We start from the raw sequence: 21,323 nt of genomic DNA, 5'->3' as shown, positions 1-21,323 counted from the left end.
TGGGTCGGTGAACGTCTCCTCCGCCTCCGCCGAGTCCCTGCGCGCCGCCCTCGCCGGGCTGCTGGACGGGCTGCCGCCCTCGCAGACCACGAAGGCCGTGGACCGGCTGATCGCGCACTACCGGGGGACGACCCCGACCGACGCGCCCGTGCTGCGGGACCGGTCGGACGTGGCCGCGTACGCCGCCTACCGGATGCCCGCCACCTTCGAGGCCGCCCGGGGCGCCCTGGAGGCGCTGTGGGCGGCCGCCCCGGAGTGGACGCCCGGCACCCACACGGACGTCGGCGGCGGGACCGGGGCCGCGAGCTGGGCCGTCGCCGACGTGTGGGAGGGCGGGCCGCGCAGCACCGTCCTCGACTGGGCCGAGCCCGCGCTCGCGCTCGGCCGGGAGCTGGCCGACGGGGTCCTGGACGCCGCGTGGCGGCGCGAGCGGATCGGCACCGCGCTGCGGCTCGACGAGACCGACCTGGTCACCGTGTCGTACGTGCTCAAGGAGCTGACCGAGGGCGACCGGACCGCGCTCGTCGCGGAGGCCGCCCGCGCCGCGCGCGGCGCCGTCGTCGTCGTCGAGCCCGGCACCCCCGACGGCTACGAGCGGATCATCGCCGCCCGGTCCGTGCTGATCGACGCCGGCCTCACCGTCGCCGCGCCCTGCCCGCACAGCGGCGCCTGCCCGATCGAGCCCGGCACCGACTGGTGCCACTTCTCGGCGCGGGTCAGCCGCTCCTCGCTGCACCGGAAGGTCAAGGGCGGCTCGCTGCCCTACGAGGACGAGAAGTACGCGTACGTCGCCGCCACCCGCTTCCCCGTGCGCCCGGCGCCCGGCCGCGTCGTCCGCAGGCCGCAGATCCGCAAGGGCCTCGTCCTGCTCGACCTCTGCGCCCCGGAGGGACTCGGCCGCGAGACCGTCACCAAGCGCCACGGACCCCTGTACAAGCGGGCCCGCGACGCCGAGTGGGGCGACTCCTGGCCGCCCGCCGGCCAGGACTAGGGCCTAGGGCCGCAGCTCCTGGGTGCAGCACTTCACGCTGCCGCCGCCCTTGAGGAGTTCGCCGAGGTCCATGCCGAGCGGCTCGAAGCCGCGGTCCCGCAGCGGGCCGAAGAGGCCCGTCGCCGTCTGCGGGAGCAGCACGTGGCGGCCGTCGCTGACCGCGTTGAGCCCGAGGGCCGCCGCGTCCTCCTCGGTCGCCAGGAGGGCGTCGGGGAAGAGCCGGGCGAGGACGGCCCTGCTGCCGGGGGAGAAGGCGCCGGGGAAGTACATGACCTCGTCGGCCGCCTCGTCGAGGACGGACAGCGCCGTGTCCAGGTGGTAGTAGCGCGGGTCCACCAGCTCCAGGCCGATCACGGGCCGGCCGAAGAACTCCTGGGCCTCGCCGTGCGACAGCGGGCTGGAGCGGAAGCCGGTGCCGGCCAGGATCCAGGAGGCGGTCACGGCGAAGTCGCCCTCGCCCTCGTTGACGTGCAGCGGGAGCCCCAGGTCCTCCTCGGCCCAGCCGTTGCGGCGGAACCACGCGAGGTGCGCGTCGGCCTCGGCGGTCCGCTCCGGGTGGGCGAAACGGGCGCCGAGCACCCGGCCGCCGACGACGGTCGCGCCGTTGGCCGCGAAGACCATGTCCGGCAGTGCCGGGTCGGGGTCGAGGAGTTCGACGGTGTGCCCGAGGGCCAGATAGCGGTCGCGGAGGTCCTCCCACTGGGCGAGGGCGAGCGGCAGGTCGACGGGTTTCGTCGGGTCCATCCACGGGTTGATGGAGTACGTCACCGTGAAGTGCGCGGGTGGGCACATCAGGTAGCGGCGGGGCGAGGACTCGCGCGGAGTGGAGCGCAATCGGGCCTCCTCACGGACGGTGGCCCGCCGGGGCGGGCCGTGGATCGGTGGAGCCATGGTCCGCTCTCGCGGGCCCGCGCGCAGTGGACCGTTCGGGTGGTTCGTCCTGCGCACACCCGATCGACTTCCGGACGCCCACTGACGAGACGACCCGTCTCGCCCGATGGTAGATTCGGCGCCATGCCCGAGCCCAAGGCCCCCGACGCCTCCCGCCGCAGCGAGCGCTCCCGCCGCGCCATCTTCGACGCCGCCCTCGCCCTCGTCTCCGAGACCGGCTACGCGAAGACCACCGTCGAGGGCATCGCCGCCCGCGCCGGCGTCGGCAAGCAGACCATCTACCGCTGGTGGCCCTCCAAGGCCGCCGTCCTCCTCGACGCCTTCCTCGACCTCGCCGCCCGCGCCGCCGAGGAGGCCGGCGCCACCGGGGGACAGACCGAGCTGCCCGACACCGGCGACCTCGCCGCCGACCTCCGGCTCGTCCTGCGCGCCACCGTCGACGAACTCAACAACCCGCTCTACGACGCCCCCACCCGCGCGCTCGCCGCCGAGGGCTCCACCGACCCCGAGCTCGGCGCCCGCTTCACCGCCGCCCTCCTCGAACCCCAGCTCCAGGTCTTCGGCCGCCGCATCGAGGCCGCCCAGGCCGCAGGCCAGGCCGATCCGGCCGTCGACCCCCGGCTCGCCACCGAACTCCTCGTCGGCCCGCTCCACCACCGCTGGCTCCACCGCACCGGACCCCTCGACCACGCCTACGCCGACGCCCTCGTCGAGCACGCCCTGCGCGGTCTCACGCCCCGCCCGTGACGAGCGTGAGCGTCGTCACCGGCCCCCGGTTCCCCACTCCGGTCACCCGGGGAGCAGGATGGTGGGACCATGGGCAGAGCCGAACGGGCGAGCATGAGCTGTGAGGGGATAGATGGGCGACGGCATCGGCCGCTACCGCGGCACGGAGAGCAAACTCGCACAGTGGCTGCGCAGGCGCCCGAAACGCACCGCGGCCGACGACGGGAACACCCGCGAGACGCTGCTCCTGGCCGTCGCCGCCGCCGGACTGCCCCTGGCCCCCGCCGCCTATCCCGTCGGCTACAGCTGTTCCTGTGAGCGGATCGGCTGTCCGACCCCCGCCCGGCACCCGGTCTCCTTCGCCTGGCAGACCCAGTCGACCACCGACCGCGCCCAGATCGAGCGCTGGGCGCGCAACGAGCCCGAGGCCAACTTCATCACCGCCACCGGCATGGTCCACGACGTCCTCGACGTGCCGCTGGCCGCCGGCCGCTCCGCCCTCGAACGGCTCCTCGCCGAGGGCGTCGAGGTGGGACCGGTCGCCGAGTCCGCGGACAGCACCGGCGACGGCGGCCGGATGCTCTTCTTCACCGCCACCCGGGGCACCCCCGAGGACGAGGACGAGTGGTGGCCCTGCGAGCTCGACTGCCATCCCGAGACCATGGACGAGCATCCCGGCCTGCGCTGGCACTGCCGCGGCAGCTACGTCCTCGTGCCGCCCGCCCGGCTCCCCGGTGACGAGGCCGGCCACCCGGTCGTCGGCTGGGTCCGCGGCCCCGAGCACGCGCTGCCCGACCCGCTGAACCTCCTGGAGACCCTCACCGACGCCTGCGCCCGGCACGCCGCCGAGCGCGCGGCCGAGGGCGACGAGCACGCCGCCCACGCCGTCGCCTGGCCGCTCACCCGCTGAGCGCCGCCCCCGGCCGGGGGCGGGGTCAGGAGCCCTCGACGGAGACGACGCCCTGGAGGCGTCCGGCGAAGGTGACCGCGTCCTTCTCCGTGCCGGCGGGCTTCACCAGGACGACCTGGCTCGACATCCACTCCTTGGTCACCGTGTTCACGACCTCGCCCTTCATCAGGGCCTTGAGCTCCGGGCCCACCTTCGGGCGGTAGCCCTTGGCGGTCGTCTGGCGCTCGTAGTGGCGGCTGGCGAAGAAGACCAGCGCCCCGCCGTCCTTCGTCGCCAGCGCCAGCGGCGCGAAGTCGCCCGTGTCGGCGGGCCGGTCGATCCACTGGGTCGCCAGGCCCGGCCGCTGGGCCGTGCGGGCCCGCTTCTCGCGCCACTGGCTGGTGTGCGCGCCCGCCGCGAAGGAGCCCGTACCGCCGTCCTTGAGATAGTCGGCGTACCGCTCGCTCAGCTCCTCCGGCGCGATCGCCGTCGCCTTCGAGGCGGCCGGGAGCGGCACCTCGTCGCCCCGCTCCTCGGCGAACTCGGGCATCGCGTCCGGGCCGACGATCGCCAGGTGGGCCGCCTTCCACGGCCGGTCCGGGCCGTCCTTGAGGAAGGCGACGAGCCAGCGGTTCCCCGCCTGCGGGGTGCCGTCGTCGCGGCTGGCGTCGGCGTCCGCGACGAACCAGCGCGGCCAGCCCGCCTTCGCGGGGACCAGGAAGCGGGCGTCGCGCAGCTCCAGCGGCTGGTGCTTCGGGTTTCCCCCCGGCTGGGTCACCGACTTCGACTTGAGGCCGGCCTGGTTGATCGCCCCCAGTGGGCCGGTCACCTGAGCGGCGTCGAGCGTCGGGTCGTTGGCCTTGTCGGCCCGGTTGAACGCGGTGACGAAGGCGGCCAGCGCCGCCGACGCCTCGTCGGGCGTAGCCCCCGGCACGACCGCGGTCTCACCGTGGACGGTCACACAGCCGCTCGCCGTCAGCGCCACGACGGTCGCCGCGGCGAGGGCCGCCGGGGCCCCGCCGCGACGGGGCCTCTCAGACCGCCGGGTCTGCCGCTCCAGCCTCAGCCTTCTCATCGGTCGCCTTCTGCTTCTCCACGCGCACGGACGGACCCGACCCTATCGGGGCGAGGAAGAGCGCGAGCGTCGGGATCAGATACAGCGCCCACACCGTGACCTGAAGGACCGTCGGGTCGGGCTGGAAGTTGAACACGCCCTTGAGGAGCGTGCCGTACCAGCTGTCCGGCGGGACCGTCGCCGAGATGTCGAACGCCTTGTCGGCGAGCCCGCCGAGGAAGCGCGCCTCCTGGAGGTCGTGCACGCCGTACGCGAGGACGCCCGCCGCGACCACGACCAGCATCCCGCCGGTCCAGGTGAAGAACTTCGCCAGGTTGATCCGCAGCGCGCCCCGGTAGAACAGCCAGCCCAGCAGCACCGCCGTCAGCAGGCCCAGGACCACGCCGAGCAGCGGCGCGTGGCTGCCGTCGGAGGAGGCCCGTACCGACGCCCACACGAAGAGCGCGGTCTCCAGGCCCTCCCGGCCCACCGCCAGGAAGGCGGTGGCGACCAGCGCGCCGGTGCCCATGGCCAGGGCCGCGTCCAGCTTGCCGTGCAGCTCCGCCCGCAGGTGCCGGGCGGTCTTCTTCATCCAGAAGACCATCCAGGTCACCAGGACCACGGCGAGGATGGACAGCGAGCCGCCGAGCAGCTCCTGCGCCTCGAAGGTCAGCTCCTGGGAGCCGAACTCCAGGCCGGCGCCGAAGGCGAGCGCGATGCCGACGGCCACGCCGATGCCGGCCCAGATCGGCTTCAGCGCGTCCCGCCGGCCGGTCTTCACCAGATAGGCGATGAGGATGCAGACGACGAGGCTGGCCTCCAGCCCCTCGCGCAGGCCGATCAGATAGTTGCCGAACACGGCGGATACCTCCCAGGGTTACGAGAAAAGGCCGCGGCCCCACCAGTCGTCCGCGTCGCGGACGCCCGGCGGGACGGCGAAGACCGCCGAACCGACGTGCTGGATGTACTCGTTGAGCGCGTCCGCCTTGGCCAGCGCGGTCTGCACCGGGACGAAGCCGGACCGGACGTCCCGCTGGTAGGCGAGGAAGAACAGGCCCGCGTCGAGCCGGCCGAGGCCGTCCGTGCCGTCGGTGAAGGAGTAGCCGCGGCGCAGCAGGTGCGCCCCGCCGTTGGCGTCCGGGTGGGCGAGCCGGACGTGCGAGTCCGGCTTCATCGCCTTGAGGAACGGCTCGTCGTGCTCCTTCGCCTTCCCGACGGGCGCGCCCTCCTTCTTGTCCCGGCCGAAGATGTCCTCCTGCTCGGCGAGCGGGGTGCGGTCCCAGGTCTCGACGTTCATCCGGATCCGGCGGGCGACCAGGTAGGAGCCGCCTGCCATCCAGGCGCCGCCGCCGGTGGCCTCCTTCGCGCCGACCCAGACGTGCCGGTCGAGGGCGGCGGTGTCGGTGCCGGCGACGTTGCGGGTGCCGTCCTTGAAGCCGAAGAGGTTGCGCGGGGTCTGCGCGTCCGGGGTGGTCGAGGACGTCTTGCCGAAGCCCAGCTGGGACCAGCGGACCGCGACCGTGCCGAAGCCGATCCGGGCGAGGTTGCGGATGGCGTGCACCGCGACCTGGGGGTCGTCGGCGCACGCCTGCACGCACAGGTCGCCGCCGCTGCGCGCCGGATCGAGGTTGTCGCCCGGGAACCTGGGCAGCTCCACCAGGGCCCCGGGCCGCTTGTCCTTCAGCCCGAAGCGCCCGTCGAAGAGCGAGGGGCCGAAGCCGATGGTGAGGGTGAGGCGGGACGGCTTGAGGCCGAGGGCCTCACCGGTGTCGTCCGGCGGCGCCTCCGGGAGGCCGCCGTAGGCGCCCTCGCCGACCTCGCGTCCCGCGGTCATCCGCTCGGCGGCCCGGGTCCACTCCCGCAGGAGCTTCTCCAGCTTCTCGCGGTCGTCGGTGGTGACGTCGAAGGCGGCGAAGTGCAGCCGGTCCTGGACGGCGGTGGCGATGCCGGCCTGGTGCGGCCCGTGGAAGGGCACGGCGGCACCGCTGTCCGCGACGGGCGCGGTGGCGTCCCCGTCGCGGGTCAGCGCCGCGGCGCCGCCGGCCACGGCGGCACCGAGGGCGAGGCCGCCGCCGCCGGCGAGGACGGTGCGGCGGGCGGGGCCGCCCCCGGGGGTCGGTTCGGGCGTCACTTGACGACCGCCGCGGCGAGCTTGGAGAGCGGCTCGGCCAGCGCGTTGACGCCGTCCGACAGTTCCTTGCGCGCCGGGTCGCCGACCTTGTCGTAGGAGGTGAAGTCGTAACCGGCCTTGTCGGCGCGGTACTTGTCGAGCAGCGTGTTCAGCGCGGCGAACTGCTTGTCGAGTTCGGCGACGAGCGCGGCGTCGTTCTTGGTGGCGACCGGCCGGAGCAGGTCGAAGGACTTCTGCGCGCCCTCGACGTTGGCCTTGAAGTCGACCAGGTCGGTGTGGGAGTAGCGCTCCTCCTCGCCGGTGACCTTGCCGGTGGCGACCTCGTCGAGGAGCTCCTTGGCGCCGTTGGCCATCGAGGTGGGGGTGATCTCGGCGGTGCCGACGCGCTTCACCCAGTCCGCGAGGTCCTTGTCGAGGAGGTCGGCGAGCTGCTTCTCGCGGGCGGTGATCTTCTTGTCCTGCCAGAGCGCCTTCTCCAGGCGGTGCCAGCCGGTCCAGTCCTTCGCCGGGTCCTGGCCCTCCTCCAGGCCGTCCTCGCGGACGTCGACCTTCGGGTCGATGTCGCCGAAGGACTCGGCGACCGGCTCGGTGCGCTCCCAGCCGATGCGGGAGGGGGCGTAGGCCTTCTTCGCGGCCTCCAGGTCGCCGGCGCGGACGGCGTCGGTGAAGACCTTCACCTTCGGCAGCGTCTCCTCGGCCTGGGCCTGGACGTACTGGCGGTAGGCGGCGACGGCGGCGTCCATCTCGGCGGAGCGCTTCGGGGCGGCGGCGTCGCCGCCGGTGAGGGTGACGGCCTGGCGGATGCCGGCGCCGGTCATGCCGGGCTTGCAGACGATCGCGTACGAGCCGGCCTTGATCTCGGCGGTGAGCGTGGCCTTGGTGCCGGGGCCGATGTTCTCGCGCTCGGTGACGATCCGGTCGTCCGGGTAGAGGACGTAGACCTCGGTGATCTTGGAGCCGCGGTTCTCCACGTTCAGGGTGACGTGGCCGGCCGGGAACTCCTTCTTCGACACCTCGCAGGAGTCGTCCTTGGCGGTGACGGTGACGCCGTCGCCCTCCGCCTTGGCGTCGCTCTTCGCGGTGCATCCGGTGACGGCGGCCAGGACGGCGGCGCCCGCCAGGGCGGTGACGGCGGTGGTGCGGACGGCTCGCATGAAGGCTCCAGGACGGGGGGACGGGACGGGTGTGCCACTGAGGCGGACCTAACTTAACCGAGGCTTACCTCAGTCAAACCCGCCCGTCCAGTGATGTGACTCTCACGTCCGGCGGATCGGACACAGCGCGGTCACAGGTGCGCCATGACCGCCCCATCCCCGGGTCAAGCACCGGTCAAGCAGGGTGGTTTGCCCCGCTCTGCACCGCCTCCGCGTCCCGCCGGGGAACGACCTGCGGGACGCCCGTCCGCGGGTGCGGGAAGACCTCCACCGGCTGCCGGTAGACCCGGCTCAGCAGCTCCTCGCCGAACACCCCGGCGGGCGGCCCGTCGGCCGCCACCCCGCCCCCGTGGACGACCCCCACCCGGTCCGCGTGCGCCGCCGCGAGCCCCAGGTCGTGCAGCACGACCACCACCGCGTCCCCGGCCGCCGCCCGCTCCCGGCAGACCCGCAGCACCAGTTCCTGGTGGCGCAGGTCGAGCGCGGCCGTCGGCTCGTCGAGCAGCAGCAGCCCGGCCCGCTGGGCCAGCACACGGGCCAGCGCCACCCGGGCCCGCTCCCCGCCGGAGAGCGCGGAGAAGGGGCGCGCGGCGAACTCCGCCACCTCGGTCGCGGCCATCGCCTCCGCCACCGCCGCCTCGTCCTGGGCCTCCCGCTCCGTCCCCGCCCACGGCGCCCGGCCCATCCGGACCACCTCCGCGACCGGGAAGGGGAAGGACAGCTCGGCGGTCTGCGGCAGCACGGCCCGGCGCAGCGCCAGTTCGGGCGCGCTCCAGTCGCCGGCGGCCCGTCCCCCGATCCGTACCGTCCCCGCCGCGGGCGCGAGGTCCCCGGCGAGCACGGACAGCAGCGTCGACTTCCCGGCGCCGTTCGGGCCCACCAGGGCCAGCACCTCGCCGGCGCGCACCTCGATCCCGGCCCCGTCGAGGACGGCCCGGCGGCCCCGCACCACCCGCACCCCGTCCGCCGCCGCCACGACCGCGCCGCGCTCCGCCGTCGCCGGCAGCTCCCGGGTACGCCTCCTGAACACGCCGGTCACGCCCTTCACGCCCAACCACCCTGCTTCCGACGGGTCCTTCTGAGCAGCCAGAAGAAGAACGGGCTGCCGATGAGGGCGGTGAGGACGCCCAGGGGGAGTTCGGCGGGGGCCGCGAGGGTGCGGGCCGCCAGGTCGCCCGCGGTGAGCGCGACCGCGCCGCCGAGCGCGCTGCCGGGGATCAGGAAGCGGTGCCCGGGCCCGTTCGCCATCCGCAGCACGTGCGGGACGACCAGGCCCACGAAGGTGACGATGCCGGAGACCGCGACCGCCGCCGCCGTGAGCAGCGCCACCACCAGGATCAGCGCGATCCGCAGCCGCTCCACCTCCACGCCCAGGTGCCGGGCCGGCCCCTCGCCGAGCGCGAGCAGGTCGAGCCGGCGGGCGTACAGCGGGGCGACGGCCAGGCCGAGCAGGGCGCACGGCAGCACCGCGAGCACCTTCGGCCAGGTGGCCTGCGCCAGCGAACCGAGCTGCCAGAAGGTGATCTGGCTGATCTGCGCGTTGTCCGCGAAGAAGATGAAGAGCCCGATGAGCGCGCCCGCGAAGGCGGTCACCGCGATGCCGGTGAGGATCAGCGTGACGACCTCCGTCCGGCCGCCCGAGCGGGACATCGCGTACACCGCCACCACCGTGACCAGGCCGCCCGCGAAGGCGAAGACGGTGACCGTCCAGGTGCCGAGGAAGCCCGCGCCGAGCACGATCGCGCCGACCGCGCCGACGGCCGCGCCGGAGGAGACGCCGATGACGCCGGGTTCGGCGAGCGGGTTGCCGAAGACGCCCTGCATCAGCGCGCCGGCGCAGCCGAGGGAGGCGCCGACGAGGAGGGCGAGGACCACCCGGGGCAGCCGGATGTTCCACAGCACGCTCTCGGCGGTCCGGTCCAGCGCGTGCCCGCCGAGGCCGGTGCGGTGCTGGACGGAGGCGAGGACGTCGCCGAGCGGGATGTCGTACGCGCCGACGCCCGCGGACAGCAGGGCGAGCAGCAGCAGCGCGGCGAGCAGCCCGCCGGTGAGCAGCGCGGCGCGGCCGTGGCGGGGCGGCGGCGGGGCCGCCGCCAGCGCCGCGGGGAGCACCGGGCGTTCCCGTACGGCCGTCACTTCCCCTCCCCGTACAGCTGGTCCACGAGCGAGGCGAGCACGCGGTCGGTGCGCGGCCCGTAGTTGAGGAGGACGCCGTCGTCGACGGAGACCACCCGGCGCGCGGCGCCGGCCGGGGTCTCGGCGACGCCCGGGATCTTCACGAGTCCGTCGATCCCGCCGACGGACTCCAGGCCCTTGGACATGACGAGGATCGCGTCCGGCGCGGCGGCGGCGAGGGCCTCGCTGGTGATCGGGGTGAAGTCCTTCTCCAGTCCGGACTCCTTGCCCGCGTCGACCGCGCCGGCCGCCTCCAGGAGGGAGCTCGCCCCGGACCCGGCGCCGCCGAGGAGGTAGACGGCGGCGGAGCCGCGCACGTAGAGGAAGGCGACGCGCGGCCGGTCGGCGTGGGCGGGGATCTTCTCCCGTACGGCGTCGAGCCGTTCGGCGGTCCGCTCGCGCAGGGCGGTGCCGGAGGCGGGGACGCCGAGCGCGGCGGCCACGTCGTCGATGCGGGTGCCGACGTCGTCGAGGTCCTCGGCGGCCGGGACGACGACGAGCGGGACGCCCGCGTCGCGGATCTGGGCGACGGCCTCGGCGGGTCCGGTGGTGGACTCGGCGAGGACGAGGGTCGGCCTGAGGGAGAGGACGCTCTCGGCGGAGACGTCGTGGGCGCGGGTCACCACCGGCAGTTCCGCGGCCTGTTCGAAGGTGGCGGTGACGTCCCGGGCCACGACCCGGTCGCCGAGGCCGAGGGTGAAGACGATCTCGCTGAGCGAGCCGCTGAGCGGCACGATCCGCTCGGCCGAGTCGACGGTCACCCGCCGGCCGTCGGCGGAGGCGACGGTGACGGGCAGTCGGGGGGAGCCGGGGGAGGGGAGCGGTTCGACCCGGTCGGGGGCGGCCGCCGGGTGCGCCGCCGCGGAGGGGGCGGCCGGGGTGTTCCCGCCGCCGCACCCGGTCGCCGTGAGGGCGAGGGCGATTACTGCTGTCAGCGCTCCCGCGAGGCGAGTTCTGCGCACCGGGCACCGTCCTGTCGTTCCGCTGGGGGGAGTTCGTCGCCCGGCCGGGTCGGTTCTCGGGAGGAGGGTTCCGGCCGGGACGGGATGTAGCTTAGGTTAGCCTTACCTCACCTGCTAGCCCCTCGGAGGGGTGCTCCATGCTGCTGTCCAGACCCTGCCGCGCACTCGCCGTGACCCTGTTCGCGGCGCTGCTCGCCGCCCTCGTCCCGGCCGCCGCCGCCCACGCGGAGAGCCGCCCGGTGCAGGGCGGACGGCTGGACTGGGGCATCAAGTCCTCCTTCCAGAGCTACGTCACCGGGCCCGTCGCGCACGGCGGCTGGAGCCTCACCGGCGGCGCCGCCACGGTCGGCTCCCAGTACCGCTTCCACTCCGCGCGGGGCTCGTACGACCCCGTCACCGGCGCCTTCGAAGCCGCCTTCTCCGGCGGCGTCCACTTCACCGGACACCGCAAGGCCGACGGCACGAACGAACTCGACCTCACCATCAGCCGCCCACGGATCCGGATCCAGGGCGGCGCCGGAACCCTCTACGCCGACATGGCGAGCAAGGCCAAGGGCAGCGGCCGGACCACCGTCAGCTCCCAGGTCCCGCTCGCCACGCTCGGCCTCGGCGGCGTCGACATGCGCGGCGGGGCAGGTCCCGTCTCCCTCGCGAACGTCCCCGTCACCCTCACCGCCCAGGGCGCCGGCGCCTTCGCCGGCTACTACCCGGCCGGCACCGCGCTCGACCCGGTCAGCCTCACGGTCGACGTCGAGGCGGCGGCCCCCGCCGCCTCCCCGACGACCGCACCGGCGGCGACCCCGAGCACCACCCCGACGACGACCCCGAAGCCGAAGGCGACCGCCGGAGCCTTCCGCACCGCCGCCGTCGACTGGGGCGTCCGCCGCACCTTCCGCGAGTACGTCACCGGCGCCATCGCCCAGGGGAAGTGGACCCTCGCCGACGGAGCCCAGGACGGCGGGGCCCTCTTCCGCTTCCCCTCCGGCACCGGCCGCTACGACCCCGCCGCGGGCACCCTCGACGCCGCCTTCGCCGGCAGCGTCCGCTTCACCGGCAGCCACCTCGACCTCACCCTCGCCCGGGTCACCGTCACCGTGACCGGCGGCACCGGCACCCTCGCCGCCGACGTCACCAGCGCCGGGAAAACCGAACGGGCCGTCCCCCTCGTCACCTTCGCCGCCGGCCGCCTCGCCCCGGTGAACGGCCTCGCGGCCGTCACCGAGGCCCCCGCCGAGCTCACCGAGGGCGGCGCCCGCGCCTTCGGCGGGATGTACAGGGCCGGCACCGCGATGGACCCGGTCTCCCTCGCCGTCTCCGTCGACCCGGCCGCCGCGCTCCCCGCCCTGCCCGACCTCGGCAGCGCCCCCACGGACCCGCCCGCCGCCACGCCGTCCGCGAAGCCGTCGGCCTCCGCCGCACCCGTGACCGCCGCCGCCTCCACGGACTCCGGCACCCCCGCCGTCGTCTACGCCGGGATCGGCGCGGGCCTCCTGGCCGCCGCCGTCGTCGCGTACGCCCTCCTCCTCCGCCGCCGCACCGGGGCGACGCCCACCGACTGACCCACCCCCCCCTCGCCTCCCGTACGGGCCGTGCCTGACGCCCGCGCGGCGGCCCGCCACACCCTCGTACACCCCGAAGAACCCCCCCCGAAGCCCCCCGAACCCCCCGTTCCCGCCGAGGAGACACCCGACATGCCCACCCGCACGCGCCGCCCCGCCCTCCTGGCCGCCGCCGTCACCACGGCCGCCGCCCTGGGGGCCGGCGCCCTCACCCTCGCGCTCCCCGCGGCCGCCGCCGACACCGCCGCCCCGCCGATCCCCCTCGTGGAGGGCACCCTGGACTGGGGCATCAAGCAGTCCTTCCGCTCCTACCTCGCGCAGCCCTTCTCCAAGGGGAGGACGACGGTCGAGGGCGGCGCCACGCAGGCCGCCGGCAACGGCGTCTTCACCTTCGTCGACGGCACCGGCACCTACGACACGAGCGGCCACGGCACCGCCACCGCCTTCAAGGGCGGCGTCCACTTCGAGGCACACGAGGGCGTCCTCGACATCCGGATCTCCGACGTCCGCCTGAAGACCGCCGGTTCGGCCGCGCCCACCGGCGAGATCACCGCCGACGTCGTCACCAAGGAGAAGGACGGCACCTTCACCACCCGCGACGACGTCTCCTTCGCCGCGCTCGACATGAGCGGCGTCCGCCCCGGCCAGGGCGCCGGCGGCGCGATGGTCTTCAAGGACATACCCGCGAAGCTCACCGAGGACGGCGCCGCGGCCTTCGCCGGCTTCTACAAGGCGGGCGACGCCCTCGACGCCGCCACCCTCACCGTGAAGCAGGGCGCCGCCCCCACCACGCCGCCCACCACGCCCCCGACCACCCCGCCGACCACGCCCCCCACCACCCCGCCCACCACACCCCCGACCACCCCGCCGACGACGGCCCCGACGACGGCCCCCACCACCACCGCCCCCACCACGCCGGCGCCGACCACCACCGCCCCGAGCCCGACGGCGACTGCCACCACGCCCGCCGAGGACCCCGGCGTCGTCGCCGGGCGGCTCACCTGGGGCGTCCTGGAGCGCTGGCGGGTGTACGTCGCCGAGCGCTGCGACGGCACCGTCACCCCGGCCGCCGGAGCGGTCGCGTCCGGCTCCGGGTACGCCTTCCGGGTCGACGAGGCCGCCCTCGACGCGGACGCCCGCACCCTCACCGCCGCCTTCACCGGCCGGGTCGACTTCGTCTGCGCCGCGCACGGCATCGACTTGCGGATCGGCGGCCTGAAGCTCACCGCGAGCGGCACCACGGGCACCCTCACCGCCGACGTCACCACCGCCTCCGGCACCCGCCGGGACGTGCGCTTCGCCGAGCTCGACCTCACCAAGGCCGACTGGACCCCGAAGAAGGACGTCGTCACCCTCGCCGCGCTGCCCGCGAAGCTGACCGCCGACGGCGCCGCCCTGTTCGCCGCCCCCGGCGGAGCCTCGTACTACGACGCGGGCCTCGCCCTCGACCCGGTGACCGTCTCCCTCGCCCTCGACGAGGACGCCACCCTCCCCTCCGCGACCACCGGCTCGACCGGCACCGCGGGCTCGACCGGCTCCACCGGCTCCGGCACCACCGGCGCCGGCACGGTCGGCGGCGCGGGCACGGTCGGCGGTGCCGGGACCGTCGGAGACTCCGGAACGCTCGCCGCCACCGGCTCCTCCACCCCGACCGGCCTGCTGGCCGGCGCCGCCGCGCTCGTCGTCGCCGCGGGCGGGGCCGTCGTCGTCGCCGCCCGCCGCCGCACCACCGACGGCACCGAGGCCTGACCGGCCGCCACCCGAAAAAACGGCAGGGCCGCACCCCGGAAATCGAGGTGCGGCCCTGCCGCCTGCGCTCGGATGGTTCAATTCCGCCATGAACACGACTGGGGTGACCGGCACCGAGATCGACGTCCTGCGGGTCTTCTGCGCGGGCGACGGCCGCCACGGCAACGCCCTCGGCGTCGTCCGCGACGGACGCACCCACCCCGACGAGTCGTCCCGGCAGGCGCTCGCCAAGGAGCTCGGCTTCAGCGAGACCGTGTTCGTCGACGACCCCGAGCGCGGGATCGTCGACATCTACACCCCGGGCCTGCGGCTGCCCTTCGCCGGGCACCCGCTCGTCGGCACCGCCTGGCTGCTCGACCTGGAGGTCGTCCGCCCGCCCGCCGGAGAGGTGTGGGTGCGCGGCGACGGCGAGTTCACCTGGATCGAGGCCCGCGCCGAGTGGGCCCCGCCGCGCACCCTGCGCCAGTACGGCTCCGCCGCCGAGGTGGACGCCCTGGAGGTGCCCGAGCCGGGGGAGTGGATCTACGCCTGGGCGTGGGAGGAGGAGGCCGCCGGACGGATCCGGGCGCGCGCCTTCCCCGGCCGCGGCGACGGCGTCGACGAGGACGAGGCCACCGGCGCGGCGGCCCTGCTCCTCACCGACCTGCTGGGCCGGGCCCTGAACATCACGCAGGGCCGGGGGTCGCAGCTGCTCACCGCCCCCGGCCCTGACGGCATCGTGGAGTTGGGCGGACGGGTCCGCCTGGAGGGCACCCTCACCCGGTGAGGGGCCCGGTCACGCGCTGAGCGGGAACTCGCCGCCCAGCTCGCGGAAGACGCCGGTGTTGAAGGCGAAGGCCCGCTTGCACTCGTCGACGATCCGCTGCTTCTCCAGGTCGTCCGCGTTCACCCCGTCGAGGAGTTCGCGGTAGGCCCGCTTGAAGGCCGCCGGATTGCCGATCGCGTCGAAGACGTAGAACCGCACGCCGTCGCCCTTGCGCTCGAAGCCCCAGGTCCGCTCGGCCTTGTCGCGGATGATCTGACCGCCCGACAGGTCGCCCAGGTAGCGGGTGTAGTGGTGGGCGACGTAGCCCGCGGGCCAGCTGCGGGCGCACTCGGCGACCCGCGCCGCGTACGCCTCCGTGGCGGGCAGCGCCGAGGCCCCGGCGCGCCAGCCGGGCCCGCGCAGATGGGCCAGGTCGGCCTCCAGGGCGGCCGTGCGGAAGAGCTCGGGCTGTATGAACGGCCCGGCGACCGGGTCCTCCCGCAGCGCCTCCGCACCCTCCTCCAGGGCCCGGTACACGAACCAGAGCTGCTCCGTGTAGCGGGCGTAGGCGTCCACACCCAGGCGTCCGCCGAGGAGGTCGCCCATGAAGGACGAGGTCTCCGCCTCGGTGTGCTGCTCGTGCGAGGCCGTGCGGATCAGGGTGGAGAAGGGGGTGTCCAAGGCGTGCCTCCGGGACCGATGGGGCGGGAACCAGTGACCTGATGGTGCCAAGTTAGGCTTACCTAAGTCAACTGGTTCCCGACGACCTGTCGGTAAAGGCTGTACCCCGAAGGGGGCTCAGGGCAACGTCAGGATCTCCGCCCCCGTCTCGGTCACCACCAGGGTGTGCTCGAACTGGGCGGTCCGCTTGCGGTCCTTGGTCACCACGGTCCAGCCGTCGTCCCACATGTCGTACTCGTGGGTGCCGAGGGTCAGCATCGGCTCGATCGTGAAGGTCATGCCGGGCTGGATGACGGTGGTGTGGTGGGGCGAGTCGTAGTGCGGCACGATCAGGCCGGAGTGGAACGACGTGTTGATGCCGTGCCCGGTGAAGTCCCGCACCACGCCGTAGCCGAAGCGCTTGGCGTACGACTCGATGACCCGGCCGATGATGTTGATCTGCCGGCCCGGCTTCACGGCCTTGATCGCGCGGTTCAGCGACTCCCGGGTCCGCTCCACCAGCAGGCGCGACTCCTCGTCGACGTCGCCGCACAGGTAGGTGGCGTTGTTGTCGCCGTGCACCCCGCCGATGTACGCCGTGACGTCCAGGTTCACGATGTCGCCGTCGCGCAGCACCGTGGAGTCGGGGATGCCGTGGCAGATGACCTCGTTGACCGAGGCGCACAGCGACTTGGGGAAGCCCCGGTAGCCCAGCGTCGAGGGGTAGGCGCCGTGGTCGCACATGAACTCGTGCGCGACCCGGTCGAGCTCGTCGGTGGTGACGCCCGGGGCGATGTGCTTGGCGGCCTCCTCCATCGCCTGCGCGGCGATGCGGCCGGCGATCCGCATCCGTTCGACGGTGTCGGAGTCCTGCACCTCCGGCCCTGTGTAGGGGGTGGGAGCGGGCTTTCCGACGTACTCGGGGCGGCGGATCGAGCCGGGTACGGAGCGGGCGGGGGAGAGCTCCCCCGGTACGAGAAGCGACTGGCCAGACATGCCAGCGAGTCTAACGACCGCGTCTGGGGCAGCATGGTCCCGAGGGAAGGAGCCGACGACCATGGCCCTGTTCAAGAAGCGCACGGCCGGAAAGCCGGGCGAGTGGTACTACTGCCTGGAACACAAGAAGGTCGAGGAAGGGCCCGAATGCCCGGCGAAGAACCGATTCGGCCCCTACGCCACCCGTGAGGAGGCCTCCCACGCCATGGAGACCGCCCGCGAGCGCAACCTGGAGTGGGAGACCGACCCCCGCTGGCACGACCAGCCGAGGCCGGACGAGGACCAGGGCTGACGGCGGGCGGCCGGGAGCCGGATCACCCGGCCCCGGCCGCCGCCGTCTCCTGCTGGGCCTTGCGGCGCAGCGCGTCCTCGTCGGTGGCGGAGTCGTACCGCAGCAGCTTCGGCAGCGCCAGGCACAGCAGGCCCACGGACGCCACGCACGCCACCCCGCCCGCCCACACGGCGGTACGGGTCCCGGTCCAGCCCGCCATCACGCCCGCCCGCACCTGCCCGAGCTGCGGGCCCACGCTGTACGACAGCACCTCGATGCCCGCAAGCCGACCCCGCAGCTCCTCCGGGATCGTCTGGTTCCAGATCGTCGAGCGGCCCAGCCCGCTCAGCATGTCGCCGGCGCCCGCGAAGGCCAGGCACAGCAGCACCAGCCACACGTTCCCGAACCAGCCCGCGCCCGCGATCGCCAGCCCCCAGCCCGCCGCGCCGCCCGCCACCAGCAGCCCGTGCCGCCGCACCTTCGACGTCCAGCCGCTGGTCAGCCCCAGCACCAGGGAGCCGACCGAGCCGGCCGCGTACATCAGGCCCAGCGACCACGGCGCGTCCAGCTCGTCCGCGAGGAACGGGAAGACCGCGTTCGGGAAGGCGAAGACCATCGCCGCCAGGTCGATCGCGTACGTGCCCAGCAGCACCGGCCGCGACCAGGCGTACCGCGCGCCCTCCGCGATCGACCGCAGCGAGGGCTTCTCCGCGTCGTGCGCGGGCGGCGCGGGCGAGAGCCGGCGGCACATCAGCACCGACGCCGCGAACCCGGCCAGCGTCACCGCGTACGCCGGCGCGTGGCCCGCGTAGGCCACCACCACGCCCGCCAGCGACGGTCCCGCGATCGCCCCCAGCTGCCACCGCAGCGAGTTCAGGGCGGCCGCCGCCGTCTGCTGCTCGTGCGGCACGATCCGGGCCAGCAGCGAGTCCAGCGCCGGCCGCTGGAGTCCGGCCAGCGCCGACACCCCCGCCGCGACCACGTACAGCGGCCACAGCAGCGGCTCGTCCAGCAGCGCGTTGCCGAGCAGCAGCAGCGCCAGCAGCCCGAGCCCCGCCTCCGTCGCGACGATCACCCGCCGCCGGTCCACCGCGTCCGCCAGCGCCCCGCCGTACAGCCCGAACACCACCAGCGGCACCAGCTCCACCGCGCCCATCGCGCCCACCGCGAGCGGCGAGTCGGTCAGCTCCTTGATCTGGAGCGGCAGCGCCACCATCGCCATGGCACTGGCGAAGTAGGTGACGAGCCCCTGACCCCACAGCAGGCGGAAGTCACGGGAGGACCGCCACGGGGCGGTGTCGGGAAGCACGGCGGCGAGCCGGGCGCGGAGCGTGGAGGGCGCGGGGGAGGACACGAGGAGCCATGTTCCGTCCGCCGGTCGCCCCGGGCAACCGAATTCCGGTGCCCCCCGGCCCCGCCCTCACCAGCGCGCCGGCGGCGGCGACGTCAGACGGTCGGCCAGCAGGGAGAGCCGGTCGCGCAGGCGGCGGCCCCGCGGCGCGGGCAGGCTGTTCTCGCCCGCCGCCGCGCCCACCAGGTGCTGCACCGTGTCCAGGTCCACCTCCGCCCCCTCCGCGACGCTCAGCGCCTCGTGCGCGAGCCCCCGCACCTCCGGGTCGCCGCCGTCCAGCGAGAGGACCGTCGCGCCCGCCCGCCGCGCGTCGTGCACCCGCTGGAGCAGCCCCTCCTCCGGCCGCTCCGGCGCCACCACCAGCAGCGTCGCCCCCCGGCCCGCCGCCTCCAGGCGCTCCGGACCCACCGCCAGGTGCGCCGGGTCCCCCGGCCGCGCCCGGTGCCGCACCAGCGTCGGAGCCAGCTCCGGCAGCCCCGACCAGGCAGCCTCGTCCACCAGGTGCGCCGCCAGGTGCCAGGGCTCGTACGCCTCCGTGCCCACCAGCAGCAGCCCGCCCCGCCGCGGCACCACCGACGCCCGCAGCGTCCCGGCGAAGCGACGGGAGGCCGCCGGCCACTCCGTCCCGGCGAGCACTTCCCGCAGCAACGCGACCCGTACGGCATCCATGGCGCCGCATCCTGCCCCAGCGGACGCCCGCGCGCGGCCCGTTGTCCCCGATCCACCCGAACGGGGCCCGGACCGCTCGGTAGGGTCGGCCCATGACTTCCTCGACTTCCCCCCGCCCCGCCAAGGACCCCTGGGACCTCCCCGACGTCTCCGGGCTCGTCGTCGGCGTCCTCGGCGGCACCGGCGACCAGGGCCGCGGCCTCGCCTACCGCCTCGCCGCCGCCGGCCAGCAGGTGATCATCGGCTCCCGCGCCGCCGACCGCGCCGAGGCCGTCGCCGCCGAGATCGGCCACGGCGTCGAGGGCGCCGACAACGCCGAGTGCGCCCGCCGCAGCGACGTCGTCATCGTCGCCGTGCCCTGGGACGGCCACGCCAAGACCCTGGAGTCGCTGCGCGGGGAACTCGCCGGCAAGCTCGTCGTGGACTGCGTCAACCCGCTCGGCTTCGACAAGAAGGGCGCCTACGCCCTCAAGCCCGAGGAGGGCTCCGCCGCCGAGCAGGCCGCCGCGCTGCTCCCCGACTCCCGGGTCGCCGCCGCCTTCCACCACCTCTCCGCCGTCCTCCTCAAGGACACCTCGATCGCCGAGATCGACACCGACGTCATGGTCCTCGGCGAGGAGCGCGCCGACGTCGAGATCGTGCAGGCACTGGCCGGCCGCATCCCCGGCATGCGCGGCGTCTTCGCCGGCCGGCTGCGCAACGCCCACCAGGTCGAGTCGCTGGTCGCCAACCTGATCTCGGTGAACCGCCGCTACAAGGCCCACGCGGGCCTGCGCGTCACCGACATCTGAGCGGTCCTCCCGCCCCGGGGCGGAGCCGGAGAACGGACGCTTCGGGGCATGGGGGACACTGGTCGGGCACCGTCAGCCGTACCCGACAGGAGCCGACCCCCATGCCCCGTCTCGCCCTCTACGCCCTCGTGGTCTGCGCCCTGGCCGTCGCCGCCGCCGTGATCTCCTTCGTGAACGGCAGCTTCATCGGCGTCGTCTGGGTCCTCCTCGCCGGCCTCTCCTCCAACATGGCCTGGTACTACGTCCGCCGCGCCAGGGCCGAGCGGGCCGAGACCGCCGGGGTCTAGGGGCCGCCGCCGGGGGGCTAGATCGGGCAGTACTCCGGCGTCCCCTCCCAGAAGCGGAACAGCTCGGAGCCGCAGTAGCGGGTCAGGTCGTCGACCCCCAGCGACCGCATCAGGGCGTCGACCGCGTCGAAGAAGGCGCCGTTCACGACCGGCACGAAGAGCAGCGCGATCACGACGAAGAAGCCGTACGGCGCGTACGGCTCGATCTGCCGCTTCACCCGGTACGACAGCCAGGGCTCCACGATGCCGTAGCCGTCGAGCCCCGGCACCGGCAGCAGGTTCAGCAGCGCGGCCGTCACCTGGAGGAACGCCAGGAACGCCAGCGCGTACCGGAACGCCGCCGGCACCCCGTCGAGCATGCCCAGCCAGAACGGGGCCGTGCACACCACCGCGAACAGTACGTTCGCCAGCGGGCCCGCCGCCGAGACCAGGCTGTGCTTCCAGCGGCCCTTGATCCGGCCCTGCTCGATGAAGACGGCCCCGCCGGGCAGACCGATCCCGCCCATGATCACGAACAGCACCGGCAGGACCACGCTCAGGACGGCGTGGGTGTACGCGAAGGGGTTCAGGGTCAGATAGCCCTTGGCACCCACCGTGATGTCCCCGCCGTGCAGGGCCGTGCGGGCGTGCGCGTACTCGTGCAGACAGAGCGAGACGATCCACGCCGAGGTGACGAAGAGGAAGACCGCCACCCCGGGCAGGGCGGCGAAGTCCGTCCACACCGCCCATCCGGTGACCGCCATGACGGCGAGCACCGCCAGGAAGACGGGGCTGATCCGGCGCTCCTGGCGGCGGACGGCGGCCGAACTCATCACGGGCTCCCCCGGGGGCGTGCCCCGCACGGGTCGCGCGGGCTGTGTGCGGGAGAACGTACCGCCCCGCCCCCGGGTTCCCCCGGCGCGCGGCGGGCGACGGACCCTCACGGAGAATGGGGGAGTGCGTTACTGCCTCCTGGGACCGACCCGAGTGCTGACCGCCGACGGCAGCGAGCTGCCCGTCGGCGGCCCGCGCGTCCGCGCCCTGCTCACCGCCCTCGCCCTCCGGCCCGGCCGGGCGCTGCCCGTGGCCGCGCTCGTCGACGAGGTCTGGCACGGCGACGAGCCGCCCGCCGACGCCGTCGCCGCGCTCCAGGCCCTGGCCGGACGGCTCCGGAAGGCGCTCGGACGGGACCGGGTCCCCTCCGCCGAGGGCGGCGGCTACCGCCTCGGCGCCACCCGCGAGGACGTCGACCTCTTCCGCTTCGAACGGCTCGCCGCCGAGGGAACCGCCGCG

The 21,323-nt window shown here is 74.7% G+C and carries 23 protein-coding genes; 10 read left to right on the top strand and 13 right to left on the bottom strand.

Annotated features, from left to right (window positions below; translation table 11 throughout):
* Positions 1-7: 7 nt before the first annotated feature.
* The gene (locus tag IE321_RS26635; RefSeq protein ID WP_190224818.1) at positions 8-991 is read left to right on the top strand and encodes a small ribosomal subunit Rsm22 family protein; all 984 of its coding nucleotides are present in this window, start codon (positions 8-10) and stop codon (positions 989-991) included.
* Between the two features lie 3 nt (positions 992-994).
* Here the strand turns inward: IE321_RS26635 and ddaH are convergent, their stop codons facing one another.
* Positions 995-1,825 (bottom strand): dimethylargininase, encoded by an 831-nt coding sequence (gene ddaH / locus IE321_RS26630; RefSeq protein WP_350812866.1) that lies wholly within the window; start codon positions 1,823-1,825, stop codon positions 995-997.
* Positions 1,826-2,005: 180 nt separating this feature from the next.
* Here ddaH and IE321_RS26625 point away from each other — a divergent pair, with 180 nt between their 5' ends.
* A complete protein-coding gene (locus tag IE321_RS26625) occupies positions 2,006-2,629 on the top strand; it encodes a TetR/AcrR family transcriptional regulator (protein ID WP_190224817.1) in 624 nt (207 codons plus the stop codon).
* 112 nt (positions 2,630-2,741) lie between these two features.
* Complete coding sequence (locus IE321_RS26620) at positions 2,742-3,518, top strand: bifunctional DNA primase/polymerase (protein ID WP_043230626.1); 777 nt, start codon at positions 2,742-2,744, stop codon at positions 3,516-3,518.
* Between the two features lie 25 nt (positions 3,519-3,543).
* Here the strand turns inward: IE321_RS26620 and IE321_RS26615 are convergent, their stop codons facing one another.
* The 7 genes from IE321_RS26615 to IE321_RS26585 form a co-directional block, all read right to left on the bottom strand.
* Entirely contained in the window at positions 3,544-4,572 is a 1,029-nt protein-coding gene (locus IE321_RS26615) for an SCO2278 family lipoprotein (protein WP_190224816.1), read from the bottom strand.
* Positions 4,532-5,410 (bottom strand): iron uptake transporter permease EfeU, encoded by an 879-nt coding sequence (gene efeU / locus IE321_RS26610; RefSeq protein WP_043230629.1) that lies wholly within the window; start codon positions 5,408-5,410, stop codon positions 4,532-4,534. Before efeU ends, IE321_RS26615 begins: the two co-directional genes overlap by 41 nt.
* 18 nt (positions 5,411-5,428) lie before the next feature.
* On the bottom strand, positions 5,429-6,682 hold the full coding sequence (gene efeB / locus IE321_RS26605) for an iron uptake transporter deferrochelatase/peroxidase subunit (protein WP_190224815.1): 1,254 nt from the start codon (positions 6,680-6,682) through the stop codon (positions 5,429-5,431).
* Entirely contained in the window at positions 6,679-7,836 is a 1,158-nt protein-coding gene (gene efeO / locus IE321_RS26600; protein ID WP_190224814.1) for an iron uptake system protein EfeO, read from the bottom strand. The genes efeB and efeO overlap by 4 nt, the downstream gene beginning before the upstream one ends.
* A gap of 175 nt (positions 7,837-8,011) precedes the next feature.
* Complete coding sequence (locus IE321_RS26595) at positions 8,012-8,884, bottom strand: heme ABC transporter ATP-binding protein (protein ID WP_190224813.1); 873 nt, start codon at positions 8,882-8,884, stop codon at positions 8,012-8,014.
* Positions 8,881-9,972, bottom strand: a complete 1,092-nt coding sequence (locus IE321_RS26590; protein WP_190224812.1) for a FecCD family ABC transporter permease — start codon at positions 9,970-9,972, stop codon at positions 8,881-8,883. Before IE321_RS26590 ends, IE321_RS26595 begins: the two co-directional genes overlap by 4 nt.
* Positions 9,969-10,973 carry a heme/hemin ABC transporter substrate-binding protein gene (locus tag IE321_RS26585; RefSeq protein WP_190224811.1) on the bottom strand — a complete coding sequence of 335 codons (1,005 nt, stop codon included), beginning with the start codon at positions 10,971-10,973 and terminating at the stop codon, positions 9,969-9,971. Before IE321_RS26585 ends, IE321_RS26590 begins: the two co-directional genes overlap by 4 nt.
* Positions 10,974-11,110: 137 nt before the next feature.
* Between IE321_RS26585 and IE321_RS26580 the strand changes: the two genes are divergently transcribed.
* The 3 genes from IE321_RS26580 to IE321_RS26570 all read left to right on the top strand — a co-directional run bounded on the left by IE321_RS26580 (position 11,111) and on the right by IE321_RS26570 (position 15,047).
* On the top strand, positions 11,111-12,532 hold the full coding sequence (locus IE321_RS26580; RefSeq protein WP_190224810.1) for an HtaA domain-containing protein: 1,422 nt from the start codon (positions 11,111-11,113) through the stop codon (positions 12,530-12,532).
* A 132-nt stretch (positions 12,533-12,664) separates the two neighbouring features.
* Positions 12,665-14,281: an HtaA domain-containing protein gene (locus IE321_RS26575; protein WP_190224809.1), complete on the top strand. Its 1,617-nt coding sequence runs from the start codon at positions 12,665-12,667 to the stop codon at positions 14,279-14,281.
* 88 nt (positions 14,282-14,369) lie between these two features.
* Positions 14,370-15,047 (top strand): PhzF family phenazine biosynthesis protein, encoded by a 678-nt coding sequence (locus tag IE321_RS26570; protein ID WP_043229866.1) that lies wholly within the window; start codon positions 14,370-14,372, stop codon positions 15,045-15,047.
* Between the two features lie 9 nt (positions 15,048-15,056).
* Here IE321_RS26570 and IE321_RS26565 read toward each other — a convergent pair whose 3' ends face one another.
* Together IE321_RS26565 and map are read right to left on the bottom strand one after the other, a co-directional pair.
* Entirely contained in the window at positions 15,057-15,707 is a 651-nt protein-coding gene (locus IE321_RS26565; RefSeq protein WP_043229865.1) for a biliverdin-producing heme oxygenase, read from the bottom strand.
* Between the two features lie 117 nt (positions 15,708-15,824).
* Positions 15,825-16,682, bottom strand: a complete 858-nt coding sequence (gene map, locus IE321_RS26560) for a type I methionyl aminopeptidase (protein ID WP_043229863.1) — start codon at positions 16,680-16,682, stop codon at positions 15,825-15,827.
* A 61-nt stretch (positions 16,683-16,743) separates the two neighbouring features.
* Between map and IE321_RS26555 the strand changes: the two genes are divergently transcribed.
* The gene (locus IE321_RS26555; RefSeq protein ID WP_190224808.1) at positions 16,744-16,974 is read left to right on the top strand and encodes a hypothetical protein; all 231 of its coding nucleotides are present in this window, start codon (positions 16,744-16,746) and stop codon (positions 16,972-16,974) included.
* Between the two features lie 22 nt (positions 16,975-16,996).
* On the opposite strand, the gene IE321_RS26550 is transcribed toward IE321_RS26555, so the two are convergent.
* Both IE321_RS26550 and IE321_RS26545 read right to left on the bottom strand, forming a co-directional pair.
* Positions 16,997-18,307: an MFS transporter gene (locus tag IE321_RS26550; protein ID WP_051842676.1), complete on the bottom strand. Its 1,311-nt coding sequence runs from the start codon at positions 18,305-18,307 to the stop codon at positions 16,997-16,999.
* A gap of 66 nt (positions 18,308-18,373) precedes the next feature.
* Positions 18,374-18,973, bottom strand: coding sequence for a hypothetical protein (locus tag IE321_RS26545; protein WP_043229861.1), 600 nt, complete (start codon positions 18,971-18,973; stop codon positions 18,374-18,376).
* Positions 18,974-19,065: 92 nt separating this feature from the next.
* On the opposite strand from IE321_RS26545, the gene npdG reads away from it, so the two are divergent.
* Positions 19,066-19,764 carry an NADPH-dependent F420 reductase gene (gene npdG / locus IE321_RS26540; RefSeq protein ID WP_190224807.1) on the top strand — a complete coding sequence of 233 codons (699 nt, stop codon included), beginning with the start codon at positions 19,066-19,068 and terminating at the stop codon, positions 19,762-19,764.
* A gap of 101 nt (positions 19,765-19,865) precedes the next feature.
* A complete protein-coding gene (locus IE321_RS26535) occupies positions 19,866-20,051 on the top strand; it encodes a hypothetical protein (RefSeq protein WP_043229859.1) in 186 nt (61 codons plus the stop codon).
* A gap of 17 nt (positions 20,052-20,068) precedes the next feature.
* Here the strand turns inward: IE321_RS26535 and IE321_RS26530 are convergent, their stop codons facing one another.
* A complete protein-coding gene (locus tag IE321_RS26530) occupies positions 20,069-20,863 on the bottom strand; it encodes a site-2 protease family protein (RefSeq protein ID WP_190224806.1) in 795 nt (264 codons plus the stop codon).
* Positions 20,864-20,987: 124 nt separating this feature from the next.
* Between IE321_RS26530 and IE321_RS42240 the strand changes: the two genes are divergently transcribed.
* Positions 20,988-21,323, top strand: a 336-nt coding sequence (locus IE321_RS42240; protein WP_229916550.1) for an AfsR/SARP family transcriptional regulator, incomplete at its 3' end; no start/stop codon positions are given.

Source organism: Streptomyces hydrogenans, assembly GCF_014656075.1.
Taxonomy (GTDB): domain Bacteria; phylum Actinomycetota; class Actinomycetes; order Streptomycetales; family Streptomycetaceae; genus Streptomyces; species Streptomyces hydrogenans.
This window is presented reverse-complemented; position numbering and strand designations above follow the sequence as displayed.